This is a genomic window from Nocardia sp. NPDC055053, from assembly GCF_053608285.1.
This window is the reverse complement of sequence record NZ_JBSGVD010000002.1, coordinates 1-16,213: the sequence shown is the minus strand read 5'-3', so window position 1 is coordinate 16,213 and position 16,213 is coordinate 1. Positions and strand designations below refer to the sequence as shown.

Annotated in this window: 10 protein-coding genes and 2 pseudogenes; 7 read left to right on the top strand and 5 right to left on the bottom strand. The window is 65.1% G+C overall.

All coding sequences use genetic code 11. The annotated features are described in order from the left end of the window. The first annotated feature begins 10 nt into the window (after positions 1–10). Positions 11–979: a hypothetical protein gene (locus ACWF82_RS01975; RefSeq protein ID WP_452497022.1), complete on the top strand. Its 969-nt coding sequence runs from the start codon at positions 11–13 to the stop codon at positions 977–979. 621 nt (positions 980–1,600) lie between these two features. Here ACWF82_RS01975 and ACWF82_RS01970 read toward each other — a convergent pair. Genes ACWF82_RS01970 through ACWF82_RS01960 form a run of 3 tightly spaced genes read right to left on the bottom strand, consistent with a single transcriptional unit; the run spans position 1,601 to position 7,394 of the window. After that, entirely contained in the window at positions 1,601–5,086 is a 3,486-nt protein-coding gene (locus ACWF82_RS01970; protein WP_452497020.1) for a CHAT domain-containing protein, read from the bottom strand. Beyond that, a complete protein-coding gene (locus ACWF82_RS01965; RefSeq protein WP_452497019.1) occupies positions 5,083–6,177 on the bottom strand; it encodes a ComEC/Rec2 family competence protein in 1,095 nt (364 codons plus the stop codon). The genes ACWF82_RS01970 and ACWF82_RS01965 overlap by 4 nt, the downstream gene beginning before the upstream one ends. Then, positions 6,177–7,394: a patatin-like phospholipase family protein gene (locus ACWF82_RS01960; RefSeq protein WP_452497017.1), complete on the bottom strand. Its 1,218-nt coding sequence runs from the start codon at positions 7,392–7,394 to the stop codon at positions 6,177–6,179. Before ACWF82_RS01960 ends, ACWF82_RS01965 begins: the two co-directional genes overlap by 1 nt. A gap of 392 nt (positions 7,395–7,786) precedes the next feature. Here ACWF82_RS01960 and ACWF82_RS01955 point away from each other — a divergent pair. The 6 genes and pseudogenes from ACWF82_RS01955 to ACWF82_RS01930 form a co-directional block, all read left to right on the top strand. Further along, a pseudogene (locus tag ACWF82_RS01955) lies at positions 7,787–8,065 on the top strand (transposase); the annotation flags it as partial. A 51-nt stretch (positions 8,066–8,116) separates the two neighbouring features. Continuing rightward, positions 8,117–9,265: pseudogene (locus ACWF82_RS01950) on the top strand (IS30 family transposase). 469 nt (positions 9,266–9,734) lie between these two features. Continuing rightward, positions 9,735–10,121 carry an effector-associated constant component EACC1 gene (locus ACWF82_RS01945; RefSeq protein WP_452497015.1) on the top strand — a complete coding sequence of 129 codons (387 nt, stop codon included), beginning with the start codon at positions 9,735–9,737 and terminating at the stop codon, positions 10,119–10,121. Between the two features lies 1 nt (position 10,122). Further along, positions 10,123–12,084, top strand: coding sequence for a caspase, EACC1-associated type (locus ACWF82_RS01940; protein WP_452497013.1), 1,962 nt, complete (start codon positions 10,123–10,125; stop codon positions 12,082–12,084). Next, positions 12,081–12,206, top strand: coding sequence for a hypothetical protein (locus tag ACWF82_RS01935; RefSeq protein ID WP_452497011.1), 126 nt, complete (start codon positions 12,081–12,083; stop codon positions 12,204–12,206). The genes ACWF82_RS01940 and ACWF82_RS01935 overlap by 4 nt, the downstream gene beginning before the upstream one ends. A gap of 137 nt (positions 12,207–12,343) precedes the next feature. Next, entirely contained in the window at positions 12,344–12,502 is a 159-nt protein-coding gene (locus ACWF82_RS01930) for a DUF2510 domain-containing protein (RefSeq protein WP_452497009.1), read from the top strand. A 112-nt stretch (positions 12,503–12,614) separates the two neighbouring features. Here ACWF82_RS01930 and ACWF82_RS01925 read toward each other — a convergent pair whose 3' ends face one another. Together ACWF82_RS01925 and ACWF82_RS01920 are read right to left on the bottom strand one after the other, a co-directional pair. Next, entirely contained in the window at positions 12,615–12,800 is a 186-nt protein-coding gene (locus ACWF82_RS01925; protein WP_452497007.1) for a hypothetical protein, read from the bottom strand. Between the two features lie 182 nt (positions 12,801–12,982). Further along, a complete protein-coding gene (locus ACWF82_RS01920) occupies positions 12,983–15,553 on the bottom strand; it encodes an SEL1-like repeat protein (protein ID WP_452497005.1) in 2,571 nt (856 codons plus the stop codon). Positions 15,554–16,213 lie beyond the last annotated feature (660 nt).

Sequence of the window (16,213 nt, the reverse complement as noted above, 5' to 3'; positions counted from 1 at the left end):
AGGTAGCAGTATGGCCGGGTCCGAGGGTGACGCTGAGACCGAGATCGCACGACGCTACGCCGCGCAGATCTCTCAGGTGCGCTCCGCGAGCAGGTCGCTCGCGCGCAGAGCCGACGGCGCCAACGACGAGGCGGACCTACTGCCGTTCGATCAGCCGATCGAAGGCCCGGCCATCTCGGTGCCCGGCGTTCATATCGTCGCGACGATGAACTACTGGGAAATGACCGATCTCGGTTCGTTTCCCGGTGGTGCCCCGGTGCTCGGTGTGCAGGTGTTGATTTCAGGCCATCCGGTCGAGTACGCGGTAAGCCGGGACATCGATGTAGTACTGCCGCAGAACGAGACCGGGGCGTGGGCGGCAGCAATTCTGGGTTCGGCCTGGTTGGAACGCGGGTACTTTCTACGGAACTCGGCAGGTCGGTGGGAGCGTCTTCACCGGTACCTCGTGCTGGTGGACCAGGATGGCGATCCGGTTCCCGCGCCAGAGGACTTCTATTTCGCCGGCGTCTCGTTCGGATCTGGCGCAGTCACAGTCCGTCCACTCGCCGCGAGTAACGACGGTCCCGCTCCGACTGAGATGGTCGCTCCCACTGAACGATCTCCCAGCCTGCTGTGGCCGGTGGAACTTACCGGCACCGGACCCGACACTGTGATGCCTGCCGCGCGGGCACTGTTGGCAGCACTACGGATAAAAGGTGCGGTGCACCACCAATTCGAGCTCGTGGCGCTTCGCCTGTCGGGGACGACAGCGCACATCAGGTACCGATGCCGTGATACAGGAAAAGAACTCGAGAGACCGGTCCCTTTGCCTGCCGATACCGACTTTCGGGAAGGGTTTGAGTTTTTCCGCCATTCGGTTCCACGACTCGGCGCCCTTCCGATCCGCGCCTCCGAACAATGGACTACCCAGCTCGTCGATCTCTTCAAGGAAATGTTCGCCACGGGAACGATGGGCCGACCCGTCGCCCAGCCCAGCTGAGGCGCGCGCACGCGATCCCGGCGCCACCGCCACCTCGTCAGGCGAATTCCCCGATAGGCGGCAGAAGGGCGCGCTCACCAGACGCGACCAGGTCTGAGGATGTGTCTGATCGGTTCGGTACCAATGGTTTTCGGGCGCGATCGTGTCGGCGCAACGCCCAGGTCCGACATGCTCGACATGTACCGTGGTCCACGGCGCTTGTTGCTGCGATCGCTCACGTCCGATGTCGGGACCTGGACTGAGTACCTCGAAGCTTTCGAGCGCACGAGTGTGATCGCCGACAGAGCCGAGATTTCTGCAGCGCCGAACGTGCACCGCTCGAAGCATGGCTCGGAGGCAGTCGACAGGGAGCGCCGGAAGGAATTCGGTGCAGCCGTTCAGGTCTCGTAGGGTGACCGTACCGCTATCCACTGCGAAACCACGGGTCAACCGACTATGCACCTGGACGTGCGTAAGGTCATGGCCGGGGTGCGCGCCACCCACGCCGCGGCCACCCGGGCGCCGGAGGCCGACCATCCCGTCGTGACCGCGATGATCACCACCGCGCAGGCTGCTCCGACGACGTGGGTCAGTGACCGTCGGTCATCCCACGTTGTTCGGATTCGATCAGCCATGACGTGATTAACCGACAAGGACGAATGGCGCCCAGTACCGGTCTGCGCTGCCCGCGAGCGGCTCGGGTAGGCGCTCGTCGTCGACGAACTCGGGGGGTATATCGAGTCCGCCGCGCTTGCCCGGTACAGGGTCGGTTCCGCTCAACCTGACGTAGGCCTCGTGAAGTTCGGCGGCCGATAACCCGTAAACGTAGCGCTGCGCGGCGGCGAGCGCGTGGGCGGCTGGGCTTCCGTGGGTAAGCGCGGTATAGAAAGCGTGCATCGTGACCGGTGCGACCTCGTCGTCGACGGGCCACAGCGAGACGACCGCCTGTTCGACGCCGGCGCGCAGCAGCGAGCGGGTGAGCCCGACGACGTCGCCGCCCAGCGTCGCAGCACCCCGTCCGGTGTCACACCCGGAGAGTACGACGAGCGCACTGCCGATGTGCTGTCCGACCAGCTCGGCAACCGTCACCTCGTCGCCACCGGCCAGGACGAGCGCCGAGGAGTAAGGTGCCAGCTCGTTGAGCAGCGCGTGCGTCGCGAGGTGCACCACATCGCGTCCACGCAGCCGTTCCCGCACCTTCGCCTCGGTGGCGGTCTCCGCGACGAGTGGATCGGGGTCGCTGAGCAGGCTCGCGACCGTGCAAGCCTCGACACGCGCGCCGTCGAGCCGGGCCAATCCGGGCCTGTGGTGCGCGGGATCGCCGACGACGAGCGTTTCACGTATCTCAACCGGCCGGTCCATACCCCGGGACAGCAGGTGTGCAGCGCTAGGCGCGTAGGACACCACTCGGTCGAGCCCGAAAGGGCGTCCATCGAACGGCAGCGCGTGGAACGGCACCTGGTTGAGCGGCCCGAATGGCACGACTACGACTCGACTCGCTGCACGGAGGTCGGCCGCCACCGGTTCAAGCAGCAGCCGTGCCAATGACTCGCCGTCGCCTACGGCGTCGGCGCATTGCCGGTGGTAGGCCCGCACCGTCGCGGCTAGGCCCCGCGCCGTGGTCGGGCGATGTTCGGCGCGCACCGTCGTAGGACCGACCGCCCAGACCAGCAGGTCGTCCCCGCTGGTCAGGTATTCGAGCACGACGGCGCCCTTGGCGAGTTGTCGCTGGAGATCTCCGACCGTTGGCGGCATCGGCGTGAGCTGCCGTGACAACGCGCCCGGCTGGACCTGCTCGAGATCGTGCTCGGCCTGCAGCAGCGCTGCCTCGGCGGCATCCTCGGCAGCGAAGTAGCTGCCCAGCCCGGGATTGCTGGCGTCGGCCGCGATCAGCGCCAGGTCGGACGCGTCGACCCACTGCGCCGCAGCCTGCTGCCACGCCCACCACTGCGTCGTGTCTTCGGCCGCCACGACGAGACCGAGGGCGAACGCACGTGCGCGCTCGGCTAGGGCGAACGACTCGACGACCCGGCCGAGATGCCGCGCCGCAAGTGCTGCGGTCAAGTGCAGGCTGGGCACATCCGGGTCGTCGCACGCAGCGATCCGGTCGGGGTCGCGGAAGAGGTCGGTGAGTGACTGCGCGAACATGCGCAGACCTTTGGTGGCGTGTTCGTAGGCCGATTGCGGGTCGCCCCGGGCGAGCGCAGTTTGGGCGGCAGTGTTTAGGTGGTGCCAATCCATTTGCTCGGGATCCAGCCGTGACACCGCGGCGGCGGCGCGGGAAATGTCGTGGCAGCGTAGGGCAAGCGGTGCGAGCACGGCGTCCTTGATCCGCCCGTCGAGTCCGGCCAGTTCTGCCGTTGCCTGCTCGTAGCGGCCCGCGGACGCGAGCACCATCGGCGCCAGGTGTGGGAGTGCCCGCGGCCGGCGCGCTGCTTCGAGGGCGGAGTCGTACCAAGCAGCCGCGATCGCCGTCTCGCCGCGGCGTTGCGCATGCTCCCCGCGCGCGAGCGGGGCGTACACGTCCAAGAGATCGATCTGGTCGTGGATCTCGCCGACCAGGATCTCGAACATCGCTTGCATCTGAGCTGCGAAATCGTCATCGAGCGGGTCGGCATTAGTCGGCGCGACCGCCACGCGCAGAGCCTCGATACCGGCCTGTAGACCGAGGCCCGGGATGCCCGCGTCCCCGGCAACAGCCGACCCGGTGACGAGGTTGGCCAGGTCCCTGCGCAGCCGCTCCAGTGCGCGGGCGGAATGCTCAGCCGCAGCTGACCGCCGCCGTGCGCCGTGTGCGCCGATGAATGCGTAGATCATCTCGACGCGCTGTGCCATTCCGATCGGATCCACCCCAGTCGGGGCGGGCAGCTCGGTCATCGCCCGGAGCAGACGCGTCAACGACCGCGCCGCGAGCCCGCATCGGTTGTCCAGATTCGCAATCGCCGTGTCGACTGTCGCGCTCGGTAGATCGGGGTTGAGGCGGAGCAGCGGCACTGCCGCAAGCAGCGCCACCCGCGCGCGGGTTGGGTGAGTCGGCAACCACGTCTCGCCGATCCGCTCGAGCAGCCGTCCAAGCCCTGTCGCCCAGCTGGTGCTTCCGTCCCGCTCTGCCCACGTATGAACTTCGGCGACTGGTCCGTACTGCGGTGGCAGGCGACCTGAGCCGAGGGCGAGACCGTGCTCGGCCAGGAGCCCGTCGTGCAGGTCGGCGATCAGCAGGTGGACCTTGACCAGCATCACACCGTTCATGTCCCCGGCGTCGCGGTAGCTCGCCATCGCTTGGTCGAGGAGATCCCGCCGACCGGCGCCATCTCCGGCGAACCACGCTACCGTTGCGTTCCGGAGCGACAGCGCGCCGGCGAGTCGTGGCGCGTCGAGCGAGGCTGCCAATCGGCTGGCTTCGGCGTAACAGGACGCTGCTCGGGCGGCGTCGCCCACGGTGGCCGCGCTGTCACCGACAAGGGAGAGTCCGAGGCTCTCCGGACTTTCCGAGGGTGTCAGCGCCCGATCACCCACTACGAGGTATGTAGCGGCCATCACAGCTGTACCGGGCTCGTCCGCACGCATAGCCCGCAGGAGGGCGTCGCAGTCGGAAGGGCGTCCCAGGCGGCACGCGAGGTCGGCACGTACCAACCACGCCCAGTACGCCAGGACTGGGTCGCCTAGGCGAGCTGCCTGCCCCGTGGTGCGGGCGAGCTGGTCGGCGACGCTGTCACAGATACGTTGGGCCAGTGAGGTGTTACCGGAACGCACACAGCTGGCCACGATCGTCCGTTGCGCGTTGAGGCTAGGCGGGCCGTCGTTAGCGACTAGCTCCACGAGAAGCGTCTCGTCGCTGGCCGACTCGTCCAGCAGGCTGAAGCCGGGTGGTTCGCCAGCGTTCTCGCCTGCTAGCCCGCCAGGGTAGTTGTTGCGATCGAGCTGCCATGCCCAGGTCTGCAACGCACGGGTGAGCCGTGATGGCGGCAGGGTGTCGACATACCTGAGCGCGCGCTTGGGCTCGCCCGCGATGAGGTCGGCCAGGCACGCGTCGAGTGGGTTGTCCGCGGCCTGGCGGGCGAGACGAGGATTGCCGAGCAGCAAGTCGGAGCAGAGTGTCGTGAGGTATTGCAGGTCGGGTCCGGTCATGTCGTCTTCTCAGGTAGGTCTATCCGCAGGCCACCGGCAGGCGAACGGGGATATCGCGTCGTGTGGCCGTGCCTGCGCAGCGGCTCTGCCCACCGCTTGGTGCGTTCGTTGTCGTAGTTGAACCAGAACGTCGCCCCTGCTGGCGCGCCGACTGCGGCGCGTGCCAGCGCGATGTCGTCCGGGTGGCCGAACCGGTCGCCGTTGGTCGAGGTGACGTAGTGCGCCGCTGGCGCGATGGCGACCAGCTCGCGTGTGATGTTTGCGCGGCTGGTGTGGTGCGGCAGCTTGACCAGGTCGACCGCGATGTGCGCCACGTTGCGCGCGTGGGCAAGCCCGTACAGGCCCGCACCCAGGACGTTCGCGAACGCGTCGGCAGTGAGCAGGCAGCTGGCTCCGCCGTGCTCGATCAGTAGCGCGATGCTGCTGCCGTTGGGCGCGCTCCGATCGGGCGTGGTCTTGCTGGCTGCAAGATCGTGAAGGTTGCCGATGGCAGCGAGCGGTTCTGAAACGTCGTCGGGCAATTCCGGCTCACCGCGCCGAGCCTTGTCCAGCGACTTGGTCCAGACATGTGCCAGGTGGGCCAGTCGGTGCGTCGTCGGTGATAGGACAGTGATCCGCGGCCCGCCCGGCATGCGGCGCTCGACGATGTCCTCGGCGCCGGACGTCGCCACCGCTGCCCCGTCGAACGCCGCATTCCACGGGATGGTGGCCGATGACGGCGCGAGAATGTCGGCGACCTGCTCGCCTTGAGCGACGCTACGGGTGCGGTGAGTCACCGGGTCGGGAAGATGAGGCGGACCGTTGAACCACACCTCGCCGACCGTCAGATCTTCGCCCCCATCGGCGAGTAGTCCTATCACGCCACCGATGTGGTCGGCGTCGATATGTGTGATTACGAGCAGGTCGAGGTACCGGTCCTCGGGTGACAGCGCGGCGAGCCGAGCACGCAGCGTCGGCCATGTGTCGGGCGGCCCGCCGTCGACGAGCATGCGCCAGACCCGCCCTCTGGCCCCAGTCTTGGGGTAGCACTCGACGAGCAGGCAGTCGCCTAACCTCGCGGGCAGGACCTCGATCGCGATCGCCGTGGCCATCACAGCTCCGGCGGGTTGAGCGCCGCCAGGTCCGGCAGCCGCTCGGGGTAATGGGTCGCCAATGCCGCGCCAGCCAGCCACCACCCGCGATAGACCAGCGCCCGGCACAGTGCAGCGTCGAGCTTGTCGAACACGGTGGGAAACTCCGACAGGTCCCTGCCGCGGTAGGTCCGGTGCTCGGGAAATGCGTCACGCCATCGGGTGAGGGTTTCGGTTGGCGGCTCGGGAAAGTTGGTGGCCAGCGCGAACAGCACGCCGTGGCGCGCGCCTTCGGGCACCGGTCCGGATGCGGTGGCGCGTCCGCGCTCGAACCGCTCGACGATCCACCGGGTCCGCAATGTGATGCTCTGCCGGTACAACAGCGAGTTCGCGCGGGCCAGGTCCCGCACAAGTGGAATCTTCCCGTAGCTGCCCGCGGTCAGCAGCCCGCCAGCGTTGAGGCACACGAGGAACGCGTGGCGGTAGTGCTCACCGCTCAGCGCCTCGATGCCGGTGTTGTCGTAGGTGCCGCCGTCCAAGAGCGCAGGCGCGTGGTTCGCACAGGGAAATGTCAGTCTGTCTAGAACGACCGGCGCGAACGCGCCCGGCACGGCCGCGGAGGCGGCGACGGCCAGACTCAACGGCATGCCGGTCGGCCCGGTCGGAATCAGCCCGATCGTGTAGTCGCCGACCACGTCGCGTTCGAACGTGAATCGGACGCCCGACACCTGGTTGGCCGCATTGACGATCCACCGGACTTCCGGGTCGAGTTCGCTGAGCAGTCGGCCGCTGAAGAACCACTCGTCCAGTCGGCGGGCGAGCAACTCGGTCCGGGTGAGCGGTCCAACAGTGCGCCACGCGCCCCGGACGAGGGAGAACTTCAGTGACCGGCGTGAGACACGTCCGACCAAGGGCGCGATCACCAGCTCGTCCACGGCCTGGGCGGTGAACCCACGATCACGTAGTGCGGGCCAAGCCGAGGCCACCAGGGCGTTGGCAACCGAGCCGCCCGATACCGAAGAGGCGTACCGCACGTTCGCGAGCATCCCGGTGTCGGCGAGCAGCCGAACGACCCCCACAGCAGGCAGGGTGGCGCGGAAACCGCCACCCGACAGCGTCAATGCAACGGCATCGGATGATGCGGTTGGCTCCTCGGGTCGCAACGAGTCTCGGCACGGCTCTTGCCTGCGTCCCGTGCCGATCCCGGGGGAGTCCACATACCACAAGTCGTCGCCCATACAACCCCATCCGGCTGTCGCGTTCCGGTGAGTCAACCGATAGTGTTCCCGAGCTGTTCGAATTGTCGCACACCCGCGAGATCGTCGTCCGGCGCTTGTCGAGGTCGCAGCCAACCCGCAACCTTCAGGCTCCAAGTCCGGACCGCCATCGGCTGCTATGCGTGGCATGAACAGCGAGGTGGGACTGAAAGTCGATTCGTCAGACCGGCACTACCGGTGGCTAGCGTGGAATCGACCGTGGACTGAGCTTGTCACGACCAAGCTTGATCTGGATGCAGTCAAGGTTCGTTCATGCCTAGTACACGCACAGTGGGGTGATCTCGCTACAAAGCGTGTTCTTGCGGCGGCTGAATCGCCCCGGCGGGTCGGGAGACTTCATCTTCTGAGGAAGGATGAAGTTCGTGAGTTCGAAGAAGTACCCGCCGGAACTGCGTGAGCGGGCCGTCCGCATGGTTGCCGAGGTCCGCGACCAGCACGAGTCGGATGGGCCGCGATCGGCGCGGTCGCCGACCTGCTCGGTGTCGGAACCGCCGAAACCGTCCGCAAGTGGGTCCGCCAGAACCAGGTCGATGCCGGCGCGCCCCGGGACGACCAGCGACGAGTCGGCGGAGTTGAAGGGGTTGCGGCGCGAGAACGCAGAACTCAAGCGCGCCAACGCGATCCTGAAAGCTGGTCCTTAGATTCAAGGGGTCAACGCAACGGTGCTGGTGGAGTGAGGGTTCGTGGCAAGGGTTGGACGGCCGGGGATGTCGGATGCGGTGAAGGCCAACTTGTGGCGCCGTTGGCGGGGCGGTGAGTCGATCAGTGTGATCTCGCGGGCCCTGGCTAAGCAGGCGGGATCGGTATTCACAGTGCTCAAGCATCACGGCGGGATCGCGCCCGTGGCTCCGAGAGCCCGAGCAGATCACCTGAAGGTCGAAGAACGCGAGACGATCTCACGTGGAGTCAGCGCCGGCCTGTCTTTCCGGGCCCTCGCCGCTGGTCTGAGGCGCTCGCCATCGGCAGTCAGCAGGGAAGTCCAGCGCAACGGCGGCCGGGACGGTTATCGGGCCTTCGGGGCTCAGGAATACGCCGACGAGCAGCGCCACCGCCCGAAACAGCCTCTGCTGGGACGCAACCCGGCACTTCGTGACCGGGTGGTGGACTGGCTGGAGCAGGAGCGGTCACCCCAGCAGATCGCCGAGCGTCTTGGTCTCGAGTATGGAGACGATCCGCACAAGTCTGTCAGTCACGAGACGATCTACCGGACCATCTATACCACCCGCTGGAAGCTCATCCCGAAGGAGATGAACAAGAAGCTCCGGACGGGATGGCCGATCCGAAAGAACAAGCGGCACAGTGTGAAAGGGCAATAGCGGTCGCAGATCATCGATGCGCGTCCTATCACCGACCGCCCAGCCGACGCCGAGGACCGCAGCGTTCATGGGCATATGGAGGGCGACCTGGTCGTGGGTGGCACGACCAGCCAGGTGGCCACACTCGTCGACCGACGGAGCCGCTACCTCACCCTGGTGCAACTGGCCGACCGGCGCACCGAGACCGTCGTCGCAGGTCTCATCGACCGCTACGCCGTCATGCCCAAGTCTCTGCGACGCACCCTGACCTGGGACCGAGGAATGGAACTGGCTGCCCATCGAACATTCACTACCGCAACAGGAGTAGATGTGTTCTTTGCCGCGCCGCGGAGTCCGTGGCAGCGCGGTACGAACGAGAACACGAACAAACTGCTACGCCAGTACCTGCCCAAGGGCACGAACCTGGCCACGTTCTCCCAGGCGGATCTGGACGAGATCGCCGACCGGCTCAACAACCGGCCCCGAAAATGCCTCGGCTACCACACGCCGGCGGAGTGTGTTGCGTTGACAGGTTGAATCTAAGCCGCCTCAACGGTATCCCTCGCCTCCGACATGTGTGGTGTGTGTTGATGCTGTTGCAGCACCGGGGAGCTCAAGCGGGAACCCTGCGATCGGTGCGCTCAGATTCTTACGCTCCGAGGGCCGATTGCTTCGGTCACCTCCATTGCCCTCAGCATCTGGCGCGGGTGACCAGACGCCTACGTTGGCTGGGCCGAAGGACAGGATGTGCTCGATCGGCGTGATGGCTTTGCGGCGCCAGGCACCAGTGACCGAGCTGTAGGACGTGCTGCACGACCACCACGCAATACGTTGTCGGTGTCGTCGGCGGATGCGGTTGCGCTGTCGGGCTCGTCCGTACACTCTGCCGGGAGAGTGTGGGGCCGGACGTCGGTCAGCGAGCCGTCGCTCGAACGCGTCGATAACATACTGTGGTCGTTTTCAAATGCGGTTGGCGAGGACGTGTGATGATACTGCCGGTAGGTTGGTGTCCTACGCAGGGGGATTCAGCAGGAATGAACGGGAACAGGTAATGACTGCTCGGATTCGGTTGGTCGGAGATCAGTCCGGAAGTGAACTGCGCAACTTGATGTCGTGGTTGGGACGCGAGGACGAGTTCCGCGGGCGGGTATCTGTCGAGCAGCAGCCGATACGGCCGGGCGAGATGGGTACGTGGTCCGACGTCCTGATCGTCGCTGTCGGAACCGGCGGAGCTGGCACAGTGCTGGCCAGATCGATCGGATTGTGGATCACTCATCGCAGACCACGTATCGGTATCGAGATCAATCGGGGGAAAGGAAAGTCGATCAAGATCACCGGCGATCTACCGGCGAAAGAGGTGACCGAGCTGCTCCGCAAGGCGCTGGACAGCTGAAGTGCGGCTTCCCGATCCAGCGGCATCACGAGTAGTTCTGCTGGGGTCCAGTACCTTTCGTGACCCGGAACTCACCGACCTCCCGGCGGTCCGCAACAACCTCACCGATCTTGCCGAGCAGCTGACCAGCCCGGACGTGACTCGACTGGCGCGCGAGCATGTCCGGGTGCTGCCGGATGAGGTCGATCGCGGAGTCATCGGCGACGCGTTGGCGGTCGCAGCAGCGCAAGCCGACGACATGCTGCTGGTCTACTACTCCGGTCATGGTCTGATCGGTTTGGATGGGGCCTTATATCTGTCGCTGCCGAACACCCGCAACGACCTGGTGTCGATGACTGGACTGCCCTTCGCAGAGCTTCGAGAAGTGCTCGCGATGGCCCCTGCGAAAAACAGGATCCTGATCCTGGACTGCTGCTTCTCAGGGCAGGCGATCGGCTTGATGAGCTCGGTATCCGCAGCAGTCGCCGGACAGATCGATGTCGCCGGCACGTGCACCCTGACCTCATCGCCGGCCAACGAGACTTCCAAAGCCCCGGAGGGTGCCCGGTACACCGCCTACACCGGCGAGCTGCTGGAACTTTTGCGCCGCGGACCTGTCGATGGATCCGACCTGTTGACCATCTCAAAGATGCATCAGGAGTTGGTGAAAGCCCTTCTGGAAAAGAAGCTTCCGATGCCTCAGAACCGGAACACCAACTCAGTCGGCGACCTTGCCCTCGCCCCACGTCGCGTGCTCTCGGCGCCTTCGCCGGCTGGCGCACCTGCGCGGGTCGGTACTTCGGAACCGGTGCCGACGCGATCGCGTACTTCCAAGTCCAACCCCCCCAAACGGCTCACCCGTGCCCAGAGGGCGCGTAAGCGCGCCAGGGATGAGGCTGCTGAGGCTGGACAGCCGCCATCGAAGCCCCGGCCGATACATCCGTTACATCCGTCGGTGCCGCTGACGCGTCGGCAGGCGCTCGGTGGAGCCGTGGCTGTCGCAGTCGTCGCGGTCGGTGGCGCCGTAGCGGGCTGGCCGGACACCGCCGATGCGCCTGCCGATTCACCACTGGATGCGGTGCCGTTCGGCTACGAGCTGGACATGACCCTCGAGACGTTCGCCAACAACCTTGCCTACAGCCCTGACGGGCACGTTCTGCTGACCGTGGCTGCGCGGGAAGTTTACGACCAGGCGAGTTTCTGGGACGCCCGGACGCATGAAAGGATCGGTGATCCGGTGCCTCTCGACTACCAGGAGGCGCTGTCGATCGCGTTCACCCCTGACGGCGCACTATTCGCGATCGGCAACGACAGCAGCGGCAGCGTCCAGCTGAGAAGCGTGAGTACCCGAGAACCTGTCGGTGAACCACTGACCGGACACAACGGGTCGGTGAATTCCGTGGCCTTCAGTCGTGACGGCTCCTTCCTGGCAACCTGCGACAACACCGACGTGAGACTCTGGAACGTCGCCACGCGCCGAGCCGAGCAGACCACCATCTTGAACGACGGACCACAGTTCGGGATGGCGTTCAGCCCGGACGGCAAGCTGATGGCGGTGGGTGGCGAGCGGCAGGTGCATCTGTTGAACGCCCACACCGGCGCGCCGGGCGGTGTCCTCAGCGCGCACATCAACTGGTGGAGACACATGGCATTCAGCCCTGATAGTTCACTTCTCGCTGCCGTGGAAGGCGACACCCACGTGCAGTTCTGGGACCTCACGACCCGTGCGGTTGTCGGTGCACCACTCATACATCCGGACAACGTGTCGTCGGTGGCCTTCCGCCCTGACGGCTTGCTGCTCGCGACCGGCAGCTACGACCGAATCGTTCGCCTGTGGAACGTCAGCACACGCCGATTGGTGGCCGAGCTTCGTGGTGCCGAGATGCCGGTGTGGTCGGTCAGTTTCAGCCCGGACGGCACCCACCTTGCAGCTGCAGGTAGTGCGGGCAGGGTGCCGATCTGGAAGGCAGTCTCTAGGCCATGACCCGACAAGCCCAACAACCTCGGCCCGACATCACCACGGCAATGGTGCAGCGGGAATCGGTGCCGTCGCGCCCCGGACCGTTGATCCCGCAGTGGATCGCGGTGGTCGTAGCAGGCGCATAGGGGTCACCTATATGGTGGCGAACAACTACACCCGCGTCGAGGCGTGCGGCCTGGTGATCGTCCTCGGAATCGGCGCGCTCATCGTGTTGGTGATCCGAGTACTGGTGCGTCTCGGCGACAAATGACCACCTCGGTTCGTGGTGAACACATGTGTCGCGCAGGCTCCGCCAGGCTGGTATCTCGATCCGCAAGCTGCAATGCGGTGGTTCGACGGCCGAAAGTGGACCGAGCCGGTCCATCCGGGTACACCATCAGCACCTGCTCCTGAGCACACGCCACCTCCCCCACAAGAATGAGGTCCAGCCTATCGACGTCGAGTGGTCGGGCAGCCTCCAGCGGGCATCGGTAGCACCCGTTGCTGGAGACTGTCTGGTTGGACCGGCGTGACATAGAGCCCAATCTTCAGTGCTACGACATGCGGAGATGATCCAGCAGGATCATCGTCAAGGTGACGGTCCCGACGAAGCCGACCCCGCCGTCCCGGATCGCGCGGGCGATATGCGCTCCTTGAACCTTGGCCAGCAGCGCCGCGACTATGCCGACCACAATGCCCAACAGGACAGCAACAGCGATGACCAACAGCTTGATTGTCATGGGTGTCCGATCTGGTGAGTAGCTGAGATTGATTGCTACATGACCAGATTCGCCACATCTGCGCCAACGGCAGAAATCGCGTTCTATGCGGATACTGCCAGGTCATTGCCTGTTTGAACGAGCGATTTCATCTCACGACTCGTGCCGAGTCGTGCCGGTTCGGTGTTCGTCGGAGCAGGCAGTTACAACTGCCCAGTGCTGGTGGAGCCGGGCCAGGGGCGGCGGAGCCGTTGTTGCCATTGCTGCGAATCCGAATGCCTGCCGGCGTTGTGCAACAACACTGCGAGGTTGTGAATCGCACCTTGGTGATCGAGATTGGCAGCACCTCGGTACCACTTCTCCGCCTTGTCGAGCTGGTCGGTGCGAACAGCCAGGTTGGCCAGTCGGAACAAGCTTTCGGGATCCTCGGTGGTGTCTGCCTGCTGTAGCCAATGCTCTGCGCCGTCGAGGTCACCCGCAATTGTCAATGCCTTCACCAGCGCCGATATGGATGGCTGATGCATGAGATCGGCTCCCCGGCGAAGGTAGACAAGTCCACCGTCGAGATCACCGCGGTCCACGAGAAGCCCACCGTAGGCACGCATGAAATCCGGATGCCCAGCATCCGCCGATGGGGCAAGAAGCGCGTCGGCCGCAGCGTTGTCACCGCTCGCTTCGAGATAGTCGCCATATCTGATCGCTGCGAACCCACCTCCTTTGGCACCACGTTCTAGCCACTCCACACCCTCGGCCACCGCCCCGCGGTCAGTGAGGACCTTCCCCAGTCCAGACATTCCCTCTGTGTCCCCGCGTTCTGCGGCGTGCCGATACCACCGTTCTGCGTCATCGAGCTCTCCGCGGTCGGCACAGATCGCTCCGAGTCCTCGTGCGGCACGCCGCGCGATGTCCGCATCACTTTCTGCTGTCCGCGCGAACGCATACCTGTACCACTTCGCTGCGACCGTGAGGTCATTGAGCTCGTGCGCAGTACGAGCGAGATTGAACGCGGCGCCGTCATGGCCTGCGTTGGCAGCCCGCACCAGCCACGGGATCGCGGCAGTGTGGCTTCCGTCCGAATCTAGTAAAGCACAACCATAGTTGAACATCGATCCTGGCTCGCCGGACTCAGCCGCGCGTGCAAACCACAGAAGGGCTTCCTCCTTGCGGATGGTCTGGCGGAGAATGAGCGCCAGGTTGTGAATCGCTGCGTGGTCGCCGCCCTGGGCGCCGAGCCGATACCAGATCTCGGCCTCCGCCCAATCCCCGCGATCAGCGCAGATCACGCCGATATTAGCCATCGCGGGAGTGAAGCCACGCTCGGCCGATCTGCGGAACAACTTCTCGGCTTCGAGTGTGTCGTCTTCCGCGTGCCGGGTAACCGCGAGGTTGTAGAGCGCAAGGATGCTTCCCTGCGCTACGCCACGGTGCCAAAGTCTCTCTGCGATGTTCGGCTGTCCGCGCAGATGGGCCTGAAGGCCGACACTGGCAACGATCTCGGGCGCCGCTGTCCTTGTCATCGCGTCCCAGAGGTCATGCGGGATTTGCCGTATTGGACGGCCCTGGCCGTCGTCGGCGGCTACCAGATAGTCGAACGGCCGATACCCGCGTTCACCGTCGGCGAGCCGATGCGTCGATACGGCGGCTATCCGGCCCGTGCCCTCGCGAGGCGTAGAGACCTTCCGTACCGCGTCGACTCCGGAGCCGGTCGTGTAGTCGATGTGTGGCCATTGTTGTTCGACCATGGATCGAACAAGATCCAGCAGTTCGGCTTCCGGTATGGGCTCGGGTCGGCCGACCCGAGCCCAGTCGATGACAGTCTGGACCACCGCACGCGCGATGGGGTCGGCAGAGCTAGCGATCTCGTAGCGCAACAGCAGTTCTGGTGCGCCTGCGAGTACTTCGGCCACCCCGAATCGAGAGAGGTCCAGCGACGGGTAGAGCTTGGCCGCAGCTGTTTGCTCAGCATCGTCCTCACTGGTGGGCCGTATATTGATCATCTCGGCACCGGCCAGTATCTGGCGTTGGTCGCGGGTAAGTTCTCCGGTGTCGGCGAGTAGCCGGTTCAACGCCTCGTGCCGAATGGTCGCAGCTACCATCGTTCGCGCCGTACGCGCAGTCAGACGGGCCAGTAGCGTCGGAGTCAGAGCGAACTCACCGACCAGGAACTCGTGCAGATCATCAAGCCAAACGATGATTTCATCCTGACACGAGACAAATTCCGGTAGTGTGGCGACTTCGCTCAATGCGTCGCGTCGCGGAATGACTACCCGGGCCTGGGGCAGCGTTCGTCGTGCGGATTCGAACAGAGTCCGCGTCTTGCCCGCCTTGGAAGGTCCAGCAACGACAACGACACAATGCTGCTCCAGCGCTACGTCCACCCGCTGGTCGACTTGGTTTGCGGTTCGTGCAACATAGATGTCAGGCGGGCGCTCACTATCGAAACCGGTATGCAATTGGGTGGCACCGACTTCCGACGGCGCCAGGTCAGTTGTCCGCGGCGGATCGCCGCATTCGTCGAACTTCTCTATAACCCCGATCCATCCCCGTCGCCCCCCATCAGTGATTTTCTCAGGCTCGGAGGCGGCTTCGTCCGGCGATTGCTCTGGCGGAGTGACTGGCGAGCCTGAGGCCGCGCGTCGGGCAGCTTCCCACTTCCGCAGTCCTCGTGAGTCCGGCTGGTGGCCGGTTCCAGCCGTCACAAGGTACGTGACGAAGCGCTTGAACGGTTCACTGTCCCGCGGCACTACCCGCTTACCTGATTTCGTCGCGCCCATCCATCCTTTCAAAGTCGTGGCGTTGATGCCGGTCCGGCTCGCCAGAATTGCCGGATGAGGCCGTCGGGCGGCGTCATAGAGTGCGTCCAGGTCGGCGAAGAACCGCGACCGTGATGGGGATGTCGCGCTGTGCGCCGTCGCGGCCTGTCCAGCCCGCTGCTGGCTACTCCGAGTGTGCTGTGTGGTCGGCCCGCCCCCGCCAGTCATTCCACCAATACTGCCACCATCGCTCGCAGTCGGGACGGCGACTTCGCTGGAACCGGGACTGTGATCGAACTGGTTCGGCGGCGGCGGAGGTGACCTCGCTGCACTTCAATGGTTCGAGCAGTGCCCAGATCCCGTCTGCGGGAGGTTTCTCGCCGAGCAGTACCCGGGACCTTCTAAGACGAAGTCACCTTGTAGCGCCGCGATTGGCTTGACCCCGCAACTGCTCGTGAGCGATACGTACTGGTCGCGACTGACGGTTGACGGCCGGGCAGCAGGCGGCGCCCACACGCCGCGATACTTGCGTCTCGCTACTTGGCCCCAACTTCAGGACCACATCGGAGTTCCCGACGTCGATGACTGAACCGTCACGGGTTGAAGACCGCTTCCTTCCTTGAGGAAGATGGTCATCATGTCCAAGCGTTACCCACCCGAGGTTCGCGAGAAAGCGCTGAG